General features: G+C 75.2%; 15 protein-coding genes. All 15 read left to right on the top strand.

What is annotated here, in order from left to right; translation table 11 throughout:
* Positions 1-79: 79 nt before the first annotated feature.
* The 15 genes from mraZ (at position 80) to ABWU78_RS02980 (ending at position 18108) form a co-directional block, all read left to right on the top strand.
* Positions 80-514 carry a division/cell wall cluster transcriptional repressor MraZ gene (mraZ, locus tag ABWU78_RS03050; RefSeq protein ID WP_031316739.1) on the top strand — a complete coding sequence of 145 codons (435 nt, stop codon included), beginning with the start codon at positions 80-82 and terminating at the stop codon, positions 512-514.
* 177 nt (positions 515-691) lie between these two features.
* Positions 692-1726, top strand: coding sequence for a 16S rRNA (cytosine(1402)-N(4))-methyltransferase RsmH (gene rsmH / locus ABWU78_RS03045; protein WP_439157513.1), 1035 nt, complete (start codon positions 692-694; stop codon positions 1724-1726).
* Positions 1723-2166: a hypothetical protein gene (locus tag ABWU78_RS03040; protein ID WP_253051362.1), complete on the top strand. Its 444-nt coding sequence runs from the start codon at positions 1723-1725 to the stop codon at positions 2164-2166. Before rsmH ends, ABWU78_RS03040 begins: the two co-directional genes overlap by 4 nt.
* A 317-nt stretch (positions 2167-2483) precedes the next feature.
* Positions 2484-4205 (top strand): peptidoglycan D,D-transpeptidase FtsI family protein, encoded by a 1722-nt coding sequence (locus tag ABWU78_RS03035; protein ID WP_439157512.1) that lies wholly within the window; start codon positions 2484-2486, stop codon positions 4203-4205.
* A 148-nt stretch (positions 4206-4353) separates the two neighbouring features.
* Positions 4354-6021, top strand: coding sequence for a UDP-N-acetylmuramoyl-L-alanyl-D-glutamate--2,6-diaminopimelate ligase (locus tag ABWU78_RS03030; protein WP_439157511.1), 1668 nt, complete (start codon positions 4354-4356; stop codon positions 6019-6021).
* Positions 6018-7460 (top strand): UDP-N-acetylmuramoyl-tripeptide--D-alanyl-D-alanine ligase, encoded by a 1443-nt coding sequence (locus ABWU78_RS03025; protein WP_439157510.1) that lies wholly within the window; start codon positions 6018-6020, stop codon positions 7458-7460. Before ABWU78_RS03030 ends, ABWU78_RS03025 begins: the two co-directional genes overlap by 4 nt.
* Entirely contained in the window at positions 7457-8539 is a 1083-nt protein-coding gene (mraY, locus tag ABWU78_RS03020; protein ID WP_253051366.1) for a phospho-N-acetylmuramoyl-pentapeptide-transferase, read from the top strand. The genes ABWU78_RS03025 and mraY overlap by 4 nt, the downstream gene beginning before the upstream one ends.
* Positions 8539-9987 carry a UDP-N-acetylmuramoyl-L-alanine--D-glutamate ligase gene (gene murD, locus ABWU78_RS03015; protein ID WP_439157509.1) on the top strand — a complete coding sequence of 483 codons (1449 nt, stop codon included), beginning with the start codon at positions 8539-8541 and terminating at the stop codon, positions 9985-9987. The genes mraY and murD overlap by 1 nt, the downstream gene beginning before the upstream one ends.
* A 12-nt stretch (positions 9988-9999) precedes the next feature.
* Positions 10000-11355 (top strand): putative lipid II flippase FtsW, encoded by a 1356-nt coding sequence (gene ftsW, locus ABWU78_RS03010; protein WP_439157508.1) that lies wholly within the window; start codon positions 10000-10002, stop codon positions 11353-11355.
* A 100-nt stretch (positions 11356-11455) separates the two neighbouring features.
* On the top strand, positions 11456-12610 hold the full coding sequence (gene murG / locus ABWU78_RS03005; RefSeq protein WP_439157507.1) for an undecaprenyldiphospho-muramoylpentapeptide beta-N-acetylglucosaminyltransferase: 1155 nt from the start codon (positions 11456-11458) through the stop codon (positions 12608-12610).
* Positions 12607-14085, top strand: coding sequence for a UDP-N-acetylmuramate--L-alanine ligase (gene murC, locus ABWU78_RS03000; RefSeq protein WP_439157506.1), 1479 nt, complete (start codon positions 12607-12609; stop codon positions 14083-14085). Before murG ends, murC begins: the two co-directional genes overlap by 4 nt.
* A gap of 326 nt (positions 14086-14411) precedes the next feature.
* Positions 14412-15137 carry a cell division protein FtsQ/DivIB gene (locus ABWU78_RS02995; RefSeq protein WP_439157505.1) on the top strand — a complete coding sequence of 242 codons (726 nt, stop codon included), beginning with the start codon at positions 14412-14414 and terminating at the stop codon, positions 15135-15137.
* Between the two features lie 161 nt (positions 15138-15298).
* Positions 15299-16642, top strand: coding sequence for a cell division protein FtsZ (gene ftsZ / locus ABWU78_RS02990; protein WP_253051371.1), 1344 nt, complete (start codon positions 15299-15301; stop codon positions 16640-16642).
* A 27-nt stretch (positions 16643-16669) separates the two neighbouring features.
* Entirely contained in the window at positions 16670-17482 is an 813-nt protein-coding gene (pgeF, locus tag ABWU78_RS02985) for a peptidoglycan editing factor PgeF (RefSeq protein ID WP_353709462.1), read from the top strand.
* Between the two features lie 140 nt (positions 17483-17622).
* Positions 17623-18108: a cell division protein SepF gene (locus ABWU78_RS02980; protein ID WP_047234000.1), complete on the top strand. Its 486-nt coding sequence runs from the start codon at positions 17623-17625 to the stop codon at positions 18106-18108.
* Positions 18109-18185: the final 77 nt, after the last annotated feature.

The raw sequence follows: 18185 nt of genomic DNA, 5'->3' as shown, positions 1-18185 counted from the left end.
TGGAGGAGAAGGGAGCAGGAGAGGAGGTGCCTGGTGCATGTCCGGTTTCGTGGACGACGTGCTCGGCGGTTCCTCCGGCCTGCTCCTGGGCACCTTCACGCCACGGCTGGACGACAAGGGGAGGCTCATCCTCCCCGCGAAGTTCCGGTCGCGGCTCGCACCGGGTCTCGTCATGACGCGGGGGCAGGAGCGCTGTCTGTTCCTGCTGCCGATGGACGAGTTCCGGCGCATGTACGACCAGATCCGGCAGGCGCCGGTGACGAGCAAGCAGGCCCGGGACTACCTGCGCGTCTTCCTCTCGGGGGCGAGCGACGAGATCCCGGACAAGCAGGGACGCGTCTCGATCCCCGCGCCCCTGCGGGCGTACGCGGGGCTCGACCGCGACGTCGCCGTGATCGGCGCCGGCACGCGGGTGGAGATCTGGGACGCGCAGGCGTGGGAGACGTATCTCGCGGAGCAGGAGTCGGCGTACTCCGACACCGCGGAGGAGGTGTTCCCGGACCTGCGCTTCTAGGGTCACCCCCGGCTCCCGCACGGTGAGGCCTCCTCCCGCCCGGTCTGACGCACTTCCCCGGCGCCAGAAAGGACGCGGAGGGAGACCTGACCGTACGGGGCCGGGCCGACGAGGAGCACCACCCGGCGGCGCGTCCCGCGCCACCCGGCCACCGACCAGCACGGAGAGGAGACGGACATGACGAGCACTCCCGACGACGCCGCCGAGCGGCACGTCCCGGTCCTCCTCCAGCGGTGCGTCGACCTCCTCGCTCCGGCGCTGGCGCAGCCCGGCGCCGTCCTCGTGGACTGCACGCTCGGGATGGGCGGGCACACCGAGGCGGTCCTGGAGCAGGTCCCGACCGCGCGCGTCGTCGGCATCGACCGCGACCCCGAGGCCATCGCGCGCGCGTCGCGCCGTCTCGAGCGCTTCGGCGACCGGTTCCGCGCGGTGCACGCCGTCTACGACGAGATCGGCGAGGTCGTGGCCGACGTCGTCGGCGGGCCGGTCCAGGGCGTGCTCATGGACCTCGGCGTGTCGTCGCTGCAGATCGACGAGGCGGACCGCGGGTTCTCCTACGCGCACGACGCGCCGCTCGACATGCGCATGGACGCGACGACCGGCCAGACCGCCGCCGACGTCCTCAACACCTACGACGAGCGCGCGCTCACGCGGATCCTGCGCGACTACGGCGAGGAGCGGTTCGCGCAGCGGGTCGCCCGGGCGATCGTCCGACGCCGCGAGCAGCGCCCGTGGGAGCGCAGCGCCGAGCTCGTCGAGGTCGTCCGCGGCGCGATCCCCGCGGCGACGCGCACGACGGGCGGGAACCCGGCCAAGCGCACCTTCCAGGCGCTGCGGATCGAGGTGAACGGCGAGCTCGAGGTCCTCGAGCGCGCGGTCCCCGCCGCGGTGGACGTGCTCGCCGTCGGGGGACGCGTCGTCGTCGAGTCGTACCACTCGCTCGAGGACCGGATCGTCAAGCGGGTGCTGGCCGCGGGGGCGACCGTCAGCGCCCCGCCCGGGCTGCCCGTGGTGCCGGAGGACGACCAGCCCTACCTGCGGCTCCTCACCCGGGGCGCGGAGGAGGCCTCCGAGCAGGAGCGGGAGTCCAACCCGCGCTCCGCGTCCGTCCGGCTCCGCGCCGCCGAGCGGACCCGACCCACGCCGCAGCACCGGCGCCCGACGCACCGCCAGACCGACCGACCGCACGACCCGGGGGAGAGGACACGATGAGCGCACAGAGGTCGACCGCCGCCCGCCCGCTCCCGCGCACGGCGCGCCCGGCACCGCGCCCGTCGCTCACGGCGCTGCCGGGTGGCGCGTCCGAGCGCGCGCTCCGCTCGCGGCTCGAGATCGTCCGCGCGCCGCTGCAGGCGCGGTCCAAGATCCCGTTCCTCGTCGTCTGCATGTCGATCCTCGGTGCCGCGCTCCTGTGTGCTCTCCTGGTGAACACGACGATGGCGCGCAACTCCTACGAGATGTCGGAGCTGCGCCGGGAGGTGAGCCGCGTGGCCCAGGACACGCAGAGCCTGCAGGCGCAGGTCGATGCCCGGAAGACCTCGCTGCCGGACACCGCGGCGTCCCTCGGCATGGTTCCCGCGGAGGACCCCGCGATGCTCCGGCTGTCCGACGGCACGGTCGTCGGCGGCGTGCTGGAGGAGGCCGGGCAGTGACGGGCGACGCCGGAGCGGGACGCGACCGCCGGTCGCGACCCGCAGCGAGCACGCAGCGGACCCGACCCGCCCCCACGGCCTCCCGGCCCTCGCCGGGAGGCCGCGGTGCTTCCGGCGCGGGCCGGGCCGCGGCGGGCGGCGCGGCGCGCACCGGGTCGCGGACGCCGGCGAACGGCACGCGGAGCGTGGCCGCGTCCGCCCGGTCGTCGAGGGGCACCGGCTCCCGAGCCCCGCGGGACGGCGCCCGCCCGCCCGCCCGCCCCGCGCGGGCGAGCCGGGAGCCGGGGCGTCCCGAGCGGCGCCAGCGGTGGCTCATCGTGGTCGCCGGCGTGATCACGGCGGTCTTCGTGGGTCAGCTCGTGAACGTCCAGGTGCTCCGCGGGCCGGCGCTCGCGGCGGACGCGCGCGCCGACCGTACGCGCAGCTCGACGCTCCTCGCCCACCGCGGTGACATCACCGACGCCGACGGCGTGGTGCTCGCGACCTCGGTGGACCGGTACACGGTCGCGGCGGACCCGAAGACGATCGCCGACTTCACGCCCCGCACCGCGGACCTCGTCGACGGCGAGCCGCTCGAAGAGGGCGGTGCCGTGGGCGTGGCCAAGCTGCTCGCCCCGATCCTCGGACGGTCCGCCCCGGAGCTCGCCGCGCAGCTCAACGGGACGTCCCGGTACGTCGTCCTCGCCAAGGACGTCACGCCCGAGGTGCAGCGCCAGATCGCCGACCTCCGGCTCTCCGCCTACGTGCGCACCACCATGACGAGCGAGCGGACGTACCCGGCGGGCACCGTCGCGGGCAACCTCGTCGGCTTCGTCAACGAGGAGCAGGCGGGCGGCGGCGGGGTCGAGGCGTCCTACGACGACGTCCTCGCCGGCGTCTCCGGGTCGCGCGAGTGCGAGGCCGGGCTGGGCGGCCAGGTCATCCCGACCGGCCGGTGCGACGTCGTGGAGGCGGTGCCCGGGCGCAACGTGCAGCTCACGGTCGCGCGCGACGTGCAGTGGAAGGCGCAGGACTCGGTGGACCGCGCCGTGAGCGAGACCGGCGCGGAGTACGCGATCGCCGTCGTGCAGGACGTCCGCACGGGAGAGGTCCTCGCGCTCGCGGACTCCGGCACGGTGAACCCGAACGACCGCACGACGGACGCCGTCGCGCGGCCGAGCCGCGCGGTGTCGAACGTGTTCGACCCCGGGTCGACGGGCAAGGTCGTCACGATGGCCGCCGCCATCGAGGGCGGGTACGCCGACCCGGCGACCCAGTTCGAGGTGCCCTACCTCTACACGACGCCCAACGGCGAGACCTTCCGGGACTCGCACGAGCACCCGGTGGAGCGGCTCACGCTCGCCGGGGTGCTCGCCGAGTCGTCGAACACCGGGACCGTCCAGGTCGGGGAGAAGATCCCCAAGCAGGTGCGCTACGACTATCTGCACAAGTTCGGGTTCGGCGAGAAGTCCGGCCTCGGCCTGCCGGGAGAGTCCGCCGGCATCCTGCACCCCGCCGACGCGTGGGACGGCCGCACCGAGTACGCCGTGCTCTTCGGCCAGAGCGTGTCCGTGAACGCGATCCAGGCCACGAGCGTCTTCTCCACGATCGCGAACGGGGGCGTCCGCACGACGCCGAGCATCGTCGCCGGCACGACCGACGAGCGCGGAGCGTTCGTCCCCGCCGAGCGCCCCGCCCCGGTGCGCGTGGTCTCGCAGGAGACGGCGGACACGGTGCTGCACATGATGGAGTCGGTCGTCGAGGAGGGCACGGGTTCCAGCGCCGCGGTGCCCGGCTACCGGGTGGCCGGCAAGACGGGCACGGCGCAGATGGCCGGCTCCGACGGGAGGCTGTCCTCGATCATGGCGTCGTTCATCGGCGTGGCGCCCGCGGACGACCCGCGCTACACCGTGTCCGTGTTCCTCAAGGACCCCCACTCGTCGATCTTCGGCGGTGTCGTCGCGGCACCCGTGTTCAGCGAGATCATGGGCTTCACGCTCGAGCACGAGGGCGTGCAGCCGAGCACGGAGCCGTACGTGCCGCTCCCGACGACGTGGTGAACCTCACCTCGTCGGTCGGCCCCGCCCGGCGAGCCCGTCGCTCCGTCCGGGACGGCGTCCGTGGAGGTCCGGTGAATCATGGTCCGGAGCGGCGGCGAGGGCGGGACGGCTTGCGGGGGTGGCGGTCGCGGCACGGTAGGTTCTACACGTGACATCCCCGATCGACCGCCTTCGTCCTGCCGCGACCACCCGTCGGTCGGTCGAGGACCTGGCAGCACGGTTCGGCCTCGACGTCCGCGCAGGTGACGGGCCCGCAGCGCCGTCGGCACCGGGCCCCGTCGAGGTGTGGGGGGTCGCCTCCGACGACCGCACGGCGGACGCGGGCGACCTCTTCGTCGCCCTCCCCGGTGCCCGGGCGCACGGGGCGCGCTTCGCTCCCGCGGCCGTCGCGCGCGGGGCGCACGCCGTTCTCACGGACGAGCAGGGCGCGGCGCTGGCGGCCGAGGCGGACCTGGGCGTCCCGGTGCTCGTCGCCGCGGACCCGCGCGCGCTGCTCGGCCCCGTCGCCGCGTGGGTCTACGGCAGCCCCGCGCAGGACCTCACGACGTTCGGCGTGACCGGCACGAACGGCAAGACCACCACCACCTACCTGGTCGACCACGCGCTCCGCGCGCTCGGCTGGAAGGGCGGCCTCATCGGCACGGTCGAGATGCGGTCGGGCGACCGCGTCCTGCCGAGCCGCCTCACGACCCCGGAAGCCGCCGACCTGCAGGCGCTGCTCGCGGCGATGCGGGAGGACGAGGTGCGCACCCTCGCGATGGAGGTCTCGTCGCACGCGCTCGCGCTGCACCGGGTCGACGGCCTCGTGTTCGACGTCGTGGGCTTCACGAACCTCAGCCAGGACCATCTCGACTTCCACGGCGACCTCCAGGAGTACTTCGAGGCGAAGGCGCTCCTGTTCACGCCGGAGCACGCCCGCCGCGGCGTCGTCGTCGTGGACGACGCGTGGGGCGAGCGCATGGTCGCGGCGGCCCGCATCCCGGTCGCGTCGCTGCGCGTGGGCACGCAGGACGCCGCGGACGCGCAGCCTGCCGCCGACTGGACCGTGCACGACGTCGAGCCGTCGGCGGCGGGGGGCTCCGCGTTCACGCTGCGCCACCGCGACGGGCGGCGGGTGCGCACGACGACCGCCCTGCCCGGTGCGTTCAACGTCGCCAACGCGGCGCTCGCCCTCGCGCTCGTGCTCGAGGCGGGCACGGACCCGCGCGACCTGGAGGCGGCGCTCGAGGCGGCCGGCGGGCTCACCCCGGCGGTCCCGGGACGCATGGAGCTCGTCTCGCGTCCTCCGCACCGCCCGCGCGTCGTCGTCGACTTCGCCCACAACCCCGACGCGCTGGCGCTCGCGCTCGACGCGCTGCGCCCGACGACGCCCGGTCGTCTGGTCGTCGTGTTCGGCGCCACGGGCGACCGCGACCGCGGCAAGCGGCCCACGATGGGCGGCGTCGCGGTCGAGGGGGCCGACGTCGTCGTCGTCACGGACGACGACCCGCACGGCGAGGACCCGGCCGCGATCCGGGCCGAGGTCCTCCCGGGGGCCCTCGCCGCCCGCGCGGCGGCAGCCGCCGCCCCGGAGGCGCGCGACGTCGTGGTGCTCGAGGTCGCGCCGCGCGCACGCGCGATCCGCGAGGCGATCGCCGCCGCCGGCCCCGACGACACGGTGCTCGTCGCGGGCCGCGGCCACGAGGTGTGGCAGGAGATCGCCGGCGTCGACCACGCCCTGGACGACCGTGTCGAGGCGCGCGCCGCGCTCGAGGAGCGGGACGCGGGCGCTGCACCCCACGGAACCCCCGACGACCTGAAGGAGCACCACGCATGATCGAGCTCACTGCGGCGCAGGTGGCCGCAGCGACCGGCGGACGGCTGTCCGCCGACCCGGAGGCGCGGGTCGGGGGGCCCGTCGTCGTCGACTCGCGCCGGGTCGAGCCGGGATCGCTCTTCGTCGCGCTGCCCGGCGAGCACGTCGACGGCCACGACTACGCGGCCGGGGCGGTCGCCGCCGGGGCGACCCTGGTCCTCGCGGCCCGTGAGCTCGACGTGCCGTGCGTCGTCGTCGACGACGTCCAGACCGCTCTGGGCGAGCTCGCCCGGCACGTGCTCGCGACGCTGCGCGAGCGTGGCGACCTGCGGGTCGTCGCGGTGACCGGCTCCGTGGGCAAGACCACGACCAAGGACCTGCTGGGGCAGCTCCTGCGGCCCGAGGGCGCGACGGTCGTGCCGCGCGGCTCGTTCAACAACGAGATCGGGCTCCCGCTCACCGTGCTCGAGGCGGACGACTCGACGCGCTTCCTCGTGCTGGAGATGGGGGCGAGCGGCGTCGGCCACCTCACCTACCTGACCCGCATCGCGCCTCCCGACGTCTCGGTGGTCCTCGTCGTGGGCAGCGCCCATCTCGGGGAGTTCGGCGGCATCGAGGCCGTGGCGCGCGCGAAGGCGGAGATCGTCACGGGCCTGGCCCCGGGCGGGGTCGCGGTGCTCAACGCCGACGACCTCCGCGTCGCCGCGATGGCCGACGCCGCGCCGGGCGAGGTCGTGACGTTCGGGACGATCCCCGCGTCCGACGCGCGCGCCGAGGACCTCGGGATCGACCGGACCGGCCGTGCGTCGTTCACGCTGCGCGTGCGCCCGGGAGCGTCCGGGGCGACGGGCGCGGAGGCGCACGCGCGCGTGACCCTCGGCCTCGTCGGGGAGCACCACGTGACGAACGCCCTCGCGGCCGCGACGGCGGCGCTGCGCCTCGGCGTCGCGCTGCCCGACGTCGCCGCGCGGCTCTCCGACGCGCGCGCGCTGAGCCCGCACCGGATGCAGGTCACCGAGCGCCCCGACGGCGTGACGGTGATCGACGACTCGTACAACGCCAACCCCGACTCGATGCGGGCCGCGCTCAAAGCTCTGGCGGTCATGGCGGGGCGCGACCGGCGGTCCGTCGCGGTGCTCGGCGAGATGCTCGAGCTCGGCGAGGACTCGCGCGTCGCTCACGACGACATCGGCCGGCTCGTGGTCCGATTGAACGTCAAGCTGCTCGTCGTGGTCGGCGAGGGCGCCGGCGGGATCCACGACGGCGCGACCCAGGAGGGGTCGTGGGGCGACGAGACGCGGTTCGTCCCCGACGTCGAGGCGGCGTCCGCGCTGCTGCGCGACGAGCTGCGGGAAGGGGACGTCGTGCTCGTGAAGGCCTCGAACGGGTCCGGCCTGTGGCGGCTCGGTGACGAGCTGGCCGCGGCCGGCGCGGACACGTCCGGAGGTGACGGCGCATGATCGCGATCATCGTCGCGGCGGGCGTCTCCCTGCTCGTCGCCCTGTTCGGCACGCCGCTGTTCATCCGGTTCCTCGTCCACCGCAACTACGGGCAGTTCGTCCGCCAGGACGGCCCGACGGCGCACTTCACCAAGCGCGGGACGCCCACCATGGGCGGGGTCGTCATCATCGGGGCGACGCTGCTCGGCTGGGCGATGTCGTACGTGGTCTCGGGGCGGTTCCCGAGCGTGTCCGCCCTGCTCGTCCTGTTCCTCATGACGGGGCTCGGGATCGTCGGCTTCCTCGACGACTTCACGAAGATCCGCAAGCAGCGCAGCCTCGGGCTCACGGCCCGCGCGAAGATCATCGGCCAGGGCGCGGTCGGCATCGCGTTCGCGGTGCTCGCGCTGCAGTTCCCGAACGAGCACGGCCGCACGCCGGCGTCCACGCGCATCTCCTTCCTGCGCGACACGAACCTCGACCTCGCGTTCGCGGGCGCCACGGTCGGGCTGATCCTGTTCGTGATCTGGGCGAACTTCCTCATCACGGCGTGGTCGAACGCGGTGAACCTCACGGACGGCCTCGACGGCCTCGCGACGGGCGTGTCCCTCATCGTGTTCGGCTCGTACGTGCTCGTGGGGATCTGGCAGCTCAACCAGACGTGCCAGCGCCTCGCCTCGGCCGGTCCGAGCTGCTACGAGACGCGAGACCCGCAGGACCTCGCGATCGTGGCCGCGGCGATCGTCGGCGCGTGCTTCGGCTTCCTGTGGTGGAACGCGAGCCCGGCGAAGATCTTCATGGGCGACACCGGGTCGCTCGCCCTCGGCGGCGCGCTCGCCGGCCTCTCGATCCTCACGCGGACCGAGTTCCTCGCGCTCATCATCGGCGGCCTCTTCGTCATCATCGTGCTCTCCGACGTCATCCAGATCGGCTTCTTCAAGATGACCGGTCGGCGCGTGTTCAAGATGGCTCCGCTGCACCACCACTTCGAGCTGTCGGGCTGGGGCGAGGTCACCATCGTGATCCGCTTCTGGCTCATCGCCGGGCTGTTCGCCGCGCTGGGCATCGGCATCTTCTACGCCGAGTGGGTGGTCGGCTAGTGGCACGCGACCGTCACGACCTCGCGGTCCCGCTCGACGTGGCGCGCGTGGTCGTCGCCGGCCTCGGCGTCTCGGGCCGGGCGGCCGCCGCCGCGCTCGCGACCCGGGTCGCCGTCGTCGTCACGCTCGACGACCGCGCGGAGGACGCCGACCTGCACGCCGCGGAGGACGTCGACCTCGCGGCGACCGATCTCGTCGTCGTCTCGCCCGGGTGGCCGCCGAGCCATCCGTTCCTCGTGGCGGCGGCCGAGCGGGGCGTCCCGGTGTGGAGCGAGGTCGAGCTCGCCTGGCGCCTGCGCGTCGACGGCCCGTCCGGGAGTCCCGCGCCCTGGCTCGCCGTGACCGGGACGAACGGCAAGACGACGACCGTCGAGATGCTCGAGACGATCCTGCGGACCGCGGGCCTGCGCGCCGCGGCGGTGGGCAACGTCGGCACGCCGGTCGTGGAGGCCGTGCTGGACCCGACGCTCGACGTGCTCGCCGTGGAGCTCTCGAGCTTCCAGCTCCACTTCACGCACACGACGTCGCCCGAGGCGGGCGCGGTGCTCAACGTCGCCCCGGACCACCTCGACTGGCACGGCGGGATCGACGCGTACGCGGCGGACAAGGGCCGGGTCTTCGAGGACGCGCAGGTGGCGTGCGTGTACAACGCCGCGGACCCGCGCACCGAGGCGCTGGTGCGCGAGGCCGACGTGGTCGAGGGCGCGCGCGCCGTGGGCTTCACGCTCGGCGCCCCGACGCGCGGCCAGCTCGGCGTCATCGAGGACGTGCTCGTGGACCGCGCGTTCCACGCGCCCGCGGACGCTCCCGACCGGCACACGCACGCGGCCGAGCTCGCCACGCTGGGCGACCTCGCGCACCTGGCCGGGGCCGACGGCGTCGTGCCCGCGCACGTCGTCGCGAACGCGCTCGCCGCGGCCGCCCTCGCCCGGGCCCACGGCGTCCCGGCCGTCGCCGTGCGCGACGGCCTGCGCGCGTTCCGCACGGGCTCGCACCGCATCGAGCAGGTCGCGTCGGTCGACGGCGTCGCCTACGTCGACGACTCCAAGGCGACCAACGCGCACGCGGCCTCCGCGTCGCTCGCGTCGTTCGCGCCCGGGACCGTCGTGTGGGTCGCGGGCGGCCTCGCCAAGGGCGCCTCGTTCGACGAGCTCGTCGCCGCGCGCGCCGACCGGCTGCGGGCCGTGGTGCTCATCGGCGTGGACGCGGAGCCGTTCGCGGGCGCGCTCGCCCGACACGCGCCCGATATCCCGGTCGTGCGGGTCGATCCTGGCGACACTGGGACCGTGATGCCCCGCGCCGTCGACTCCGCCCGCCGCCTCGCGCAGGCCGGCGACACGGTGCTGCTCGCCCCGGCCGGCGCGTCGATGGACCAGTTCCGCTCGTACGCGGCGCGCGGCGACGCGTTCGCCGACGCGGCGCGCGCGCTGCGCCCCGACCACGGGTAGGCCGGTCCGGCCATGACACAGACCGCGAACGGACGAGGGGCGCCGTCGACGCGCACGACCCCTCGCACGGGCGCGGGTCGGAAGTCGGCACGGGGCCGGGCGAAGCCGCCGGCCGGCCGCGGGGCGCGCCCTCGCACGACCGCCGTCCCGGCCGAGCGGCCCTGGCTCGGGCAGTGGAACAGCACCGTGACGAGCTACTACCTCCTCGTCGGGGCGACCGCGCTGCTGACGATCATCGGGCTCGTCATGGTCTTCTCGAGCTCGGCCGTCACCCAGATCGCGGCGGGCAAGTCCCCGTTCGGCGCGTTCCTGGACCAGGCCCGGTTCGCTCTCCTCGGGCTGCCCGTGCTGCTCGTCGCGACCCGGATCCCGATCGCCTGGTACAAGCGCCTCGCCTGGCCCGCGCTCGTCGCGGCTCTCGCACTCCAAGCGTTGGTCTTCACGCCCCTCGCGGTGAACGTCAACGGCAACATCGGCTGGGTCGAGATCGGGTCCTTCCGCTTCCAGCCGGCGGAGATCGCCAAGCTCGCCCTCGCGCTGTGGCTCGGCGCGGTGCTCGGGCGCAAGCAGCGGCTGCTCGGACAGTGGCGCCACGTGCTCGTCCCCGCGGTGCCGGTCGCCGTGGTGGTGATCGGGCTCGTCCTGGCGGGACACGACCTGGGCACGGCCCTCGTGCTCATGGCGCTCGTCGCCGGCGCGTTCTTCGTCTCGGGCGCCGACGGCCGGCTGCTCGCGCTCGGTGCCGGCATCGCCGCGTTCGTCGTGGGCTACGTGTTCATCCTCAACCAGTCGGGCGGCGACCGGCTGGGGCGCATCATGGCCACCTACCGTGAGTGCACGGACACGCTCGGCGAGTGCTACCAGTCCCTGCACGGGCAGTGGGCGCTGGGCACCGGCGGCCTCACGGGCGTCGGCCTCGGGGCGAGCCGCGAGAAGTGGAGCTACCTGCCCGAGGCGCACAACGACTTCATCTTCGCCGTGATCGGCGAGGAGCTGGGGCTCTTCGGCACGCTGCTCGTCCTCGGCCTGTTCGTGATCGTCGGCGTCGCGACGAGCCGGATCATCCGGCGGCACCCGGACCCGTTCGTGAAGATCACGACCGCCGCGATCGCGTGCTGGATCGTCGGGCAGGCGTTCATCAACATCGGCGTCGTGATCGGTCTGCTCCCCGTGATCGGCGTCCCGCTGCCGCTCGTCTCCGCGGGCGGCTCCGCGCTCATCATGACCATGGCCGCGCTCGGCGTGCTCATCTCCTTCGCCCGCACCGAGCCCGGCGCGGCGGAGGCGCTGGCGGCGCGGGGGAGCGTCGTGCGGCGCTCGCTCGCGGTCGTCGGCCGGGCGGCGCGGCCCCGGCGCCGGGCGCGATGACCCCCGGTCCCGGGACCGGGCGACCCCCGGCTCCGGCGGCCCACAGCTTCAGACCACAGCCAGGACGCGGCACCCGCCGCAAGGAAGGACGACGAGGTACGTGACGACGATCGGTTCGGTGGTGCTCGCAGGCGGCGGGACGGCGGGGCACGTGAACCCGCTCCTGGCGGTGGCGGACGAGCTGCGGGCGCGTGAGCCCGGCGTGGTGGTGACCGCGCTCGGGGTCGCGGGCGGGCTGGAGGACGACCTCGTCCCCGCGCGCGGCTACCCCCTGCGGCACGTGCCGCGCGTCCCCCTCCCGCGGCGGCCGAGCGCCGAGTGGGTCAACCTCCCGGGCCGCCTCAAGTCCGCGGTCGACGCCGCGGGCGCCGTCATCGACGAGACGGGCGCACGCGTCGTGGTGGGATTCGGCGGCTACGTGTCGACGCCCGCGTACCTCGCGGCGCGCCGCCGCGACGTGCCGGTCGTGATCCACGAGCAGAACGCCCGTCCCGGCCTCGCCAACCGGCTCGGTGCCCGGTGGGCCGCGCGCGTCGGGGTGACGTTCGAGGGCACGCCGCTCAAGGGCGGCGTGGTGACGGGCCTGCCGCTGCGCCGCGAGATCCAGGATCTCGTGGCCGCCCGCGCGGCCGACGCGGTGGCCGTGCGCGCGGACGCCGCGGCGCGACTCGGGCTCGACCCGGGTCGGCGCACGCTCGTCGTCACGGGCGGGTCGCTCGGGGCGCAGAGCCTCAACGAGGCGGTCTCGGGGGCGGCCGACGCGCTCCTCGGCGCGGGCGCGCAGGTCCTCCACCTGACGGGCAAGGGGAAGGACGCGGCCGTCCGCGACGCGGCGGCGGCCGCGGTCGCCGCGCATCCGGGCGCGCGGTACGACGTGCGCGAGTACCTCGCCGAGATGCAGCTCGCGCTCGCCGTCGCGGACCTGGTCGTGTGCCGTGCGGGCGCCGGGACCGTGGGCGAGCTCGCGGCGCTGGGCATCCCGGCCGTGTACGTCCCTCTGCCGATCGGCAACGGCGAGCAGCGGCTCAACGCCGGCCCGGTCGTCGCTGCGGGCGGCGGCCTGCTCGTCGACGACGCACAGCTCGACGCGGCCTGGGTCGCGCGCGAGGTCCCGGCGCTGCTCGGCGACCCGGGGCGCCTCGACGCGATGGCGGGCGCGGCGGCGCGGGCGGGCGTGCGCGACGGCGCGGCGCGCGTCGCCGACCTCGTCGCCGAGGCGGTCGCCGCCGCCGACGAGACCGGGACGCGCTCGTGACGACGTACGGCGACTCCGCCCCGGTCCCGCTCGACGAGCTGGGCACCGTCCACCTCGTCGGGGTCGGCGGCGCAGGCATGTCGGTGGTCGCGCGACTGCTCGCGGCGCACGGCGTCCGCGTGCAGGGTTCGGACGCGCGCGAGAGCGAGACGCTCGAGGCCCTGCGGTCCGACGGCGTGCAGGTCTGGGCGGGGCACGACGCCGCCCACGTCACGGGCGCGGACACGGTCGTGGTGTCGAGCGCGGTCCGCGCGTCGAACCCGGAGCTCGTGGCCGCGCGCGCCGCGGGACTGCGCGTGCTGCACCGCTCGCAGGCGCTCGCGTCGCTCATGGCCCGCGGGCGCTCGGTCGCGGTCGCCGGCGCGCACGGCAAGACGACGACGTCCGCGATGATCGCGACGGTCCTGCGCGGCGCGGGTCTCGACCCGTCCTTCGCGATCGGCGGCACGGTGCTCACGGCGGACGGGCCCGTCGCCGGGGGGCACCTCGGGTCCGACGTCCTCGTGGCCGAGGCCGACGAGTCCGACGGCTCGTTCCTCAACTACGCGCCCGACGTCGCGGTCGTGACGAACGTGGAGCCGGACCACCTCGACCACTACGGGTCGCGCGCGGCGTTCGAGCAGGCGTTCGTCGACTTCGCGGCGCGGATCGTCCCGGGCGGGACGCTGGTCGCGTGCGCCGACGACGCCGGGGCGCGCGCGCTCGCGGCCGCCCACGCCGCGGGCGGGGGCGCGGTCGTCACCTACGGCACCGCCGACGACGCCGACGTGCGCGCGTCGGACGTGCGCCCGACCACCGACGACGGACGCGCGGGCGTGCGCGCGGCGCTCGCGGGGGCCGTCGGGGGCGCCACGCTCGACGGGCTCGAGCTGCGGCTGCGCGTGCCCGGCCACCACAACGCGCTGAACGCCACGGCGGCCGTCGTGACGGCGGTCGTGCTCGGCGTGGACCCGGCGGCGGCCGTCGCCGCGGCGCACGGCTTCCTCGGCACGGGACGCCGGTTCGAGGCGCGCGGCGAGGCGGGCGGGGTGCGGGTCGTCGACGACTACGCGCACCACCCGACGGAGGTCGCGGCGCTGCTGGCCGCCGCGCGGCCCGTCGCCGCGGGAGGCCGGGTGCTCGTGCTCTTCCAGCCGCACCTCTACTCGCGCACGGCGACGTTCGCGCGCGAGTTCGCGCAGGCGCTGGGGGCCGCGGACGAGGTCGTGGTCACGGGGATCTACGCCGCGCGCGAGGACCCCGACCCGACCGTGGGACCGCGCACGATCACGGACCTGATGGACGCTCCCGGCGTGGTGGTGGCGGCCGTGGAGGACCGGGTCGAGGCCGCGCGCCGCGTCGCCGACGCCGCGCGGCCGGGGGACCTCGTCCTCACGGTCGGCGCCGGCGACGTGACGGAGCTGGGCGCAGTGGTCCTCGCGCGGATCGCCGAGCGGACCGCCGGCGCCGGTGCTCCCGGAGGGGGCGCGGCCTGATGCGCCCGCCACCCCGGCCCCGACCCGCCGCACCCCGACCGGACCGGTCGGGCGCGGGGGCGAGCGCCGCGCGGCCCGCGTCCCCGGCACGGGCGGGGACGCCGAAGCCGGTCACCCGGGCGCCGACCGAGGAGACGCCCACACGGCCCGTCCGCCGCGTGACCTCCGCCGGTCGCGAGCTCGTGCCGTCGACCACCGAGCGCCCCCGGGCGGGCGGGCCCGCGACGGGTCCGCAGAGCGTCCGAGGGCGGCCGCGGGGTTCCGCGAGGACGCCGACCGCCCCGCGCGGGACGCCGACGGCGCCGGTCGGCGTGGTGTCGCACGGGATGGCCGAGCGGCTGGCCGAGCGCGACGCGATGCGCCGGCACCGCGTGCGCACGCGCATGCTCGGGTGGGTCTCGGGTGCGCTCGTGGTGGCCGCGCTCGTGTGGGTCGCGTTCCTCTCGTCGGTGCTCGGGCTGGACCCGGAGGACGTGACGATCTCGGGAGAGGGCACGGTGATCGACCCGGCCCAGGTCGAGGCCGTGGTCGCGGAGTCCGCCGGGGTGCCGCTGCCGCGACTCGACACGGTCGCGCTGCGCGAGCGGGTCCTGGCCCTCAACGGCGTCCGCGACGTCGAGATCCGCCGCGCCTGGCCGGCCGGGCTGACCGTGCTGCTCGAGTCGCGCGAGCCGGTGGTCGCGGTCCCGGTGGACGGCGGGTTCGCGCTGCTCGACGCGGACGGCGTGCAGGTGCGCACCGACCCCGCCGTCCCGGAGGGGCTGCCGGAGATCGACGCCCCGCTCGACGACCGTGGCGCCAAGGCGCTCGACGCGGCGCTCGTGCTCCTCAACGCGCTGCCGGCCGACCTCCACGCGCAGGTCGCCGAGGTGTCGGCCCCGACGCGCGACGCGGTCCGGATGACGCTGCGGGACGGCGTGGTGGTGGAGTGGGGGAGCGCGGAGGAGGCGGCGCTCAAGGTCCGCGTCCTGCAGACGCTGCGCGCGGTCCCCGAGAACGCGGGCGTGACGCTCTACGACGTCTCGGCACCCACGATGCCGGTGACGCGGTGAGCAGCACGGGAGCGCCGTGCACGGCGATACCCGACACGCGCGAGGCGGTCGTTGATGATGGGCACGTCGACACCTACGGTCGACCCATGAACGACCTGACATAACTATAACCCTCTAGTTGAGGGTGAAGGTTCAGGGCTGACCGATCGAGAGGCATTGACGTGGCAACTCCGCAGAACTACCTAGCAGTGATCAAGGTGGTCGGCATCGGCGGTGGGGGCGTGAACGCCGTCAACCGGATGATCGAGGTCGGCCTCAAGGGCGTCGAGTTCATCGCCATCAACACGGACGCGCAGGCGCTCCTCATGTCGGACGCCGACGTCAAGCTCGACGTCGGCCGCGAGCTGACGCGCGGGCTCGGTGCCGGCGCGGACCCCGAGGTGGGCAAGAAGGCCGCCGAGGACCACGCCGAGGAGATCGAGGACGTGCTGCGCGGCGCGGACATGGTCTTCGTCACCGCGGGCGAGGGCGGCGGCACCGGCACGGGCGGCGCGCCCGTCGTCGCGCGGATCGCTCGCTCGCTCGGCGCGCTCACCGTCGGTGTCGTGACCCGCCCGTTCACGTTCGAGGGTCGTCGTCGCTCGGTCCAGGCCGACCAGGGCATCGAGAACCTGCGCAACGAGGTCGACACCCTCATCGTCATCCCCAACGACCGCCTCCTGTCGATGTCCGACCGCAACGTCAGCGCGCTCCAGGCCTTCCACCAGGCGGACCAGGTGCTGCTCTCCGGCGTGCAGGGCATCACGGACCTCATCACGACGCCGGGCCTCATCAACCTCGACTTCGCCGACGTGAAGTCGGTCATGCAGGGGGCGGGCAGCGCCCTCATGGGCATCGGCAACGCGCGAGGCGACGACCGCGCCGTCCAGGCCGCCGAGATGGCGATCTCGTCGCCGCTCCTGGAGGCCAGCATCGACGGCGCGCACGGCGTCCTCCTGTCGATCCAGGGTGGCTCCGACCTCGGGCTCTTCGAGATCAACGAGGCGGCGCGTCTCGTCCACGAGGCCGCTCACACCGAGGCCAACATCATCTTCGGCGCGGTGATCGACGACGCGCTGGGCGACGAGGTGCGCGTCACCGTGATCGCCGCGGGCTTCGACGGCGGTGCGCCGCAGGTCCGTGGCGACGCCCGCGCGCTCGGCCAGGTGGCCGGGGCGCAGCGCCCGGCGACGAGCGCGATCCCGGCCGTCCCGGCGGCGCGCCCGGTGCCGCCGGCGCCGGCGCCGACGACGGGCGCCCACACGCTGCCCCGTCCGGTGGTGCCGATCCAGCCGGAGGCCGACGACGTGCCCGTCACGCTCGACGGCGGCTCGGGCCCGGTCCCCGTCGAGCCGTCGCCCGCCCCGACGTTCACCGTGGTCGGCTCGGGCGACGCGGCGAACCAGAACGCCGACGCCGTGCCGGGCGGCCAGAACGCGGGCGTCGAGGTGCCGCCGCGGATCTTCGACGAGGAGCCCGCGCGCCGCAAGGTCGAGGAGCTCGACGTCCCCGACTTCCTCAAGTGACCCGGTGCTGACCCGGGACCGGACCCGATGAGCACCCGACCTGCGTCCGACGGGAGGGGCGGCGTCCTCGACGCCGCCCCTCCCGTCGTGCTCGCTGTCGACCTCGGTCCCGGCGTGCGCGCCGGGTTCACGACCCGCACGGGCGGTGTCTCGCCGGCGCCCTGGGACTCGCTCAACCTCGGCCTCAACGTGACCGACGACGCGACGCGCGTCCGGAGCAACCGTGCGCGCGCGTCCGCGTGGCTCGGGGCTCCGGTCGCCTTCTCCTCCCAGGTGCACGGCACGGACGTCGTGCGGCTCGGCTCGCCGCCCCGGGACGCGGCCGGTGCGCCCGTGGACTCGGTGGGCGAGGCCGACGCGATCGTCGCGACCGCCCCGGGCGTGGGGCTCGGCGTGCTCGTGGCCGACTGCGTGCCCGTCCTCCTCGCGGACGCCGACGCGGGTGTCGTCGGGGTCGCCCACGCGGGACGGCGCGGGCTCGCGCACGGCGTCGTCCCGGCGGTCCTCGAGGCGATGCGCGCGGCGGGCGCCCGGACCCGGAACGTCCGGGCCGCCGTCGGGCCGAGCGCGTGCGGCCGGTGCTACGAGGTCCCCGCGACGATGCGCGACGACGTCGCGCTCGCGCGGCCGGCCACGCGGTCCACGACGTCGTGGGGCACCCCGGCGCTCGACCTGCCGGCCGGCGTGGTGGCCGACCTCGTCGCCGCCGGGGTCGAGGACGTCGTGCACGTCGACGCGTGCACGATCGAGGACGACCGGTTCTTCTCGCACCGGCGCGCGGCGCGCGGCGGGACGACGACGGGTCGCTTCGCCGGACTGGTCACGCTCTCCGGCGCGTGACACCCCCGGCCTCGACCTCCGGGTGAGGTTGAGGACGACGGGCGTGTCGTCCCGTGATCGTCCGACGCCCTCGGTTAGCGTGAACGCACCGGTCCGACGGCCGGTGGACCGACGGATCGATCGAGGACGGAGCAAGGCCCATGGCGGGAGCGCTGCGCAAGACCATGCTGTATCTGGGCCTCGCTGATGATCGCGGCGAGGACGAGCAGGACGAGTACGTCGACGAGCTCGACGAGACGGGGGCGGACGTGTCGCACGACTACCAGGCCCAGGTGACGCCGCTGCACCGCGCGCTCGGACCGCGCGAGGTGCCGCAGACGAGCATGTCGGCCGCCGAGCTGCGCCGGATCACGACGGTCCACCCGCGGTCGTACAACGACGCGCGCGTGATCGGGGAGGCGTTCCGCGGAGGGACGCCCGTGATCATGAACCTGTCGGACATGGACGACGCGGACGCGAAGCGCCTGGTCGACTTCTCCGCCGGACTCATCTTCGGGCTCCACGGCGCCATCGAGCGTGTCACGAACAAGGTGTTCCTGCTCTCGCCCGAGCACGTGGAGATCACCGGCGAGGAGCAGGCCGCGGCGCCGGCCCCCGGGCGCGCCGGGTTCTACAACCAGAGTTGACGGCGTGCGGGGCGCGCAGCGCCCGCCGAGCACGCGCCCCGCGTACGGCGCACGGAGGGACGGACGTGGCGACACGT

This window comes from Cellulosimicrobium sp. CpK407 (genome assembly GCF_051844275.1).
GTDB lineage: Bacteria > Actinomycetota > Actinomycetes > Actinomycetales > Cellulomonadaceae > Cellulosimicrobium > Cellulosimicrobium cellulans_G.
Note: the sequence above shows the minus strand (reverse complement) of the source record. Positions and strands in the feature narration are given on the sequence as shown.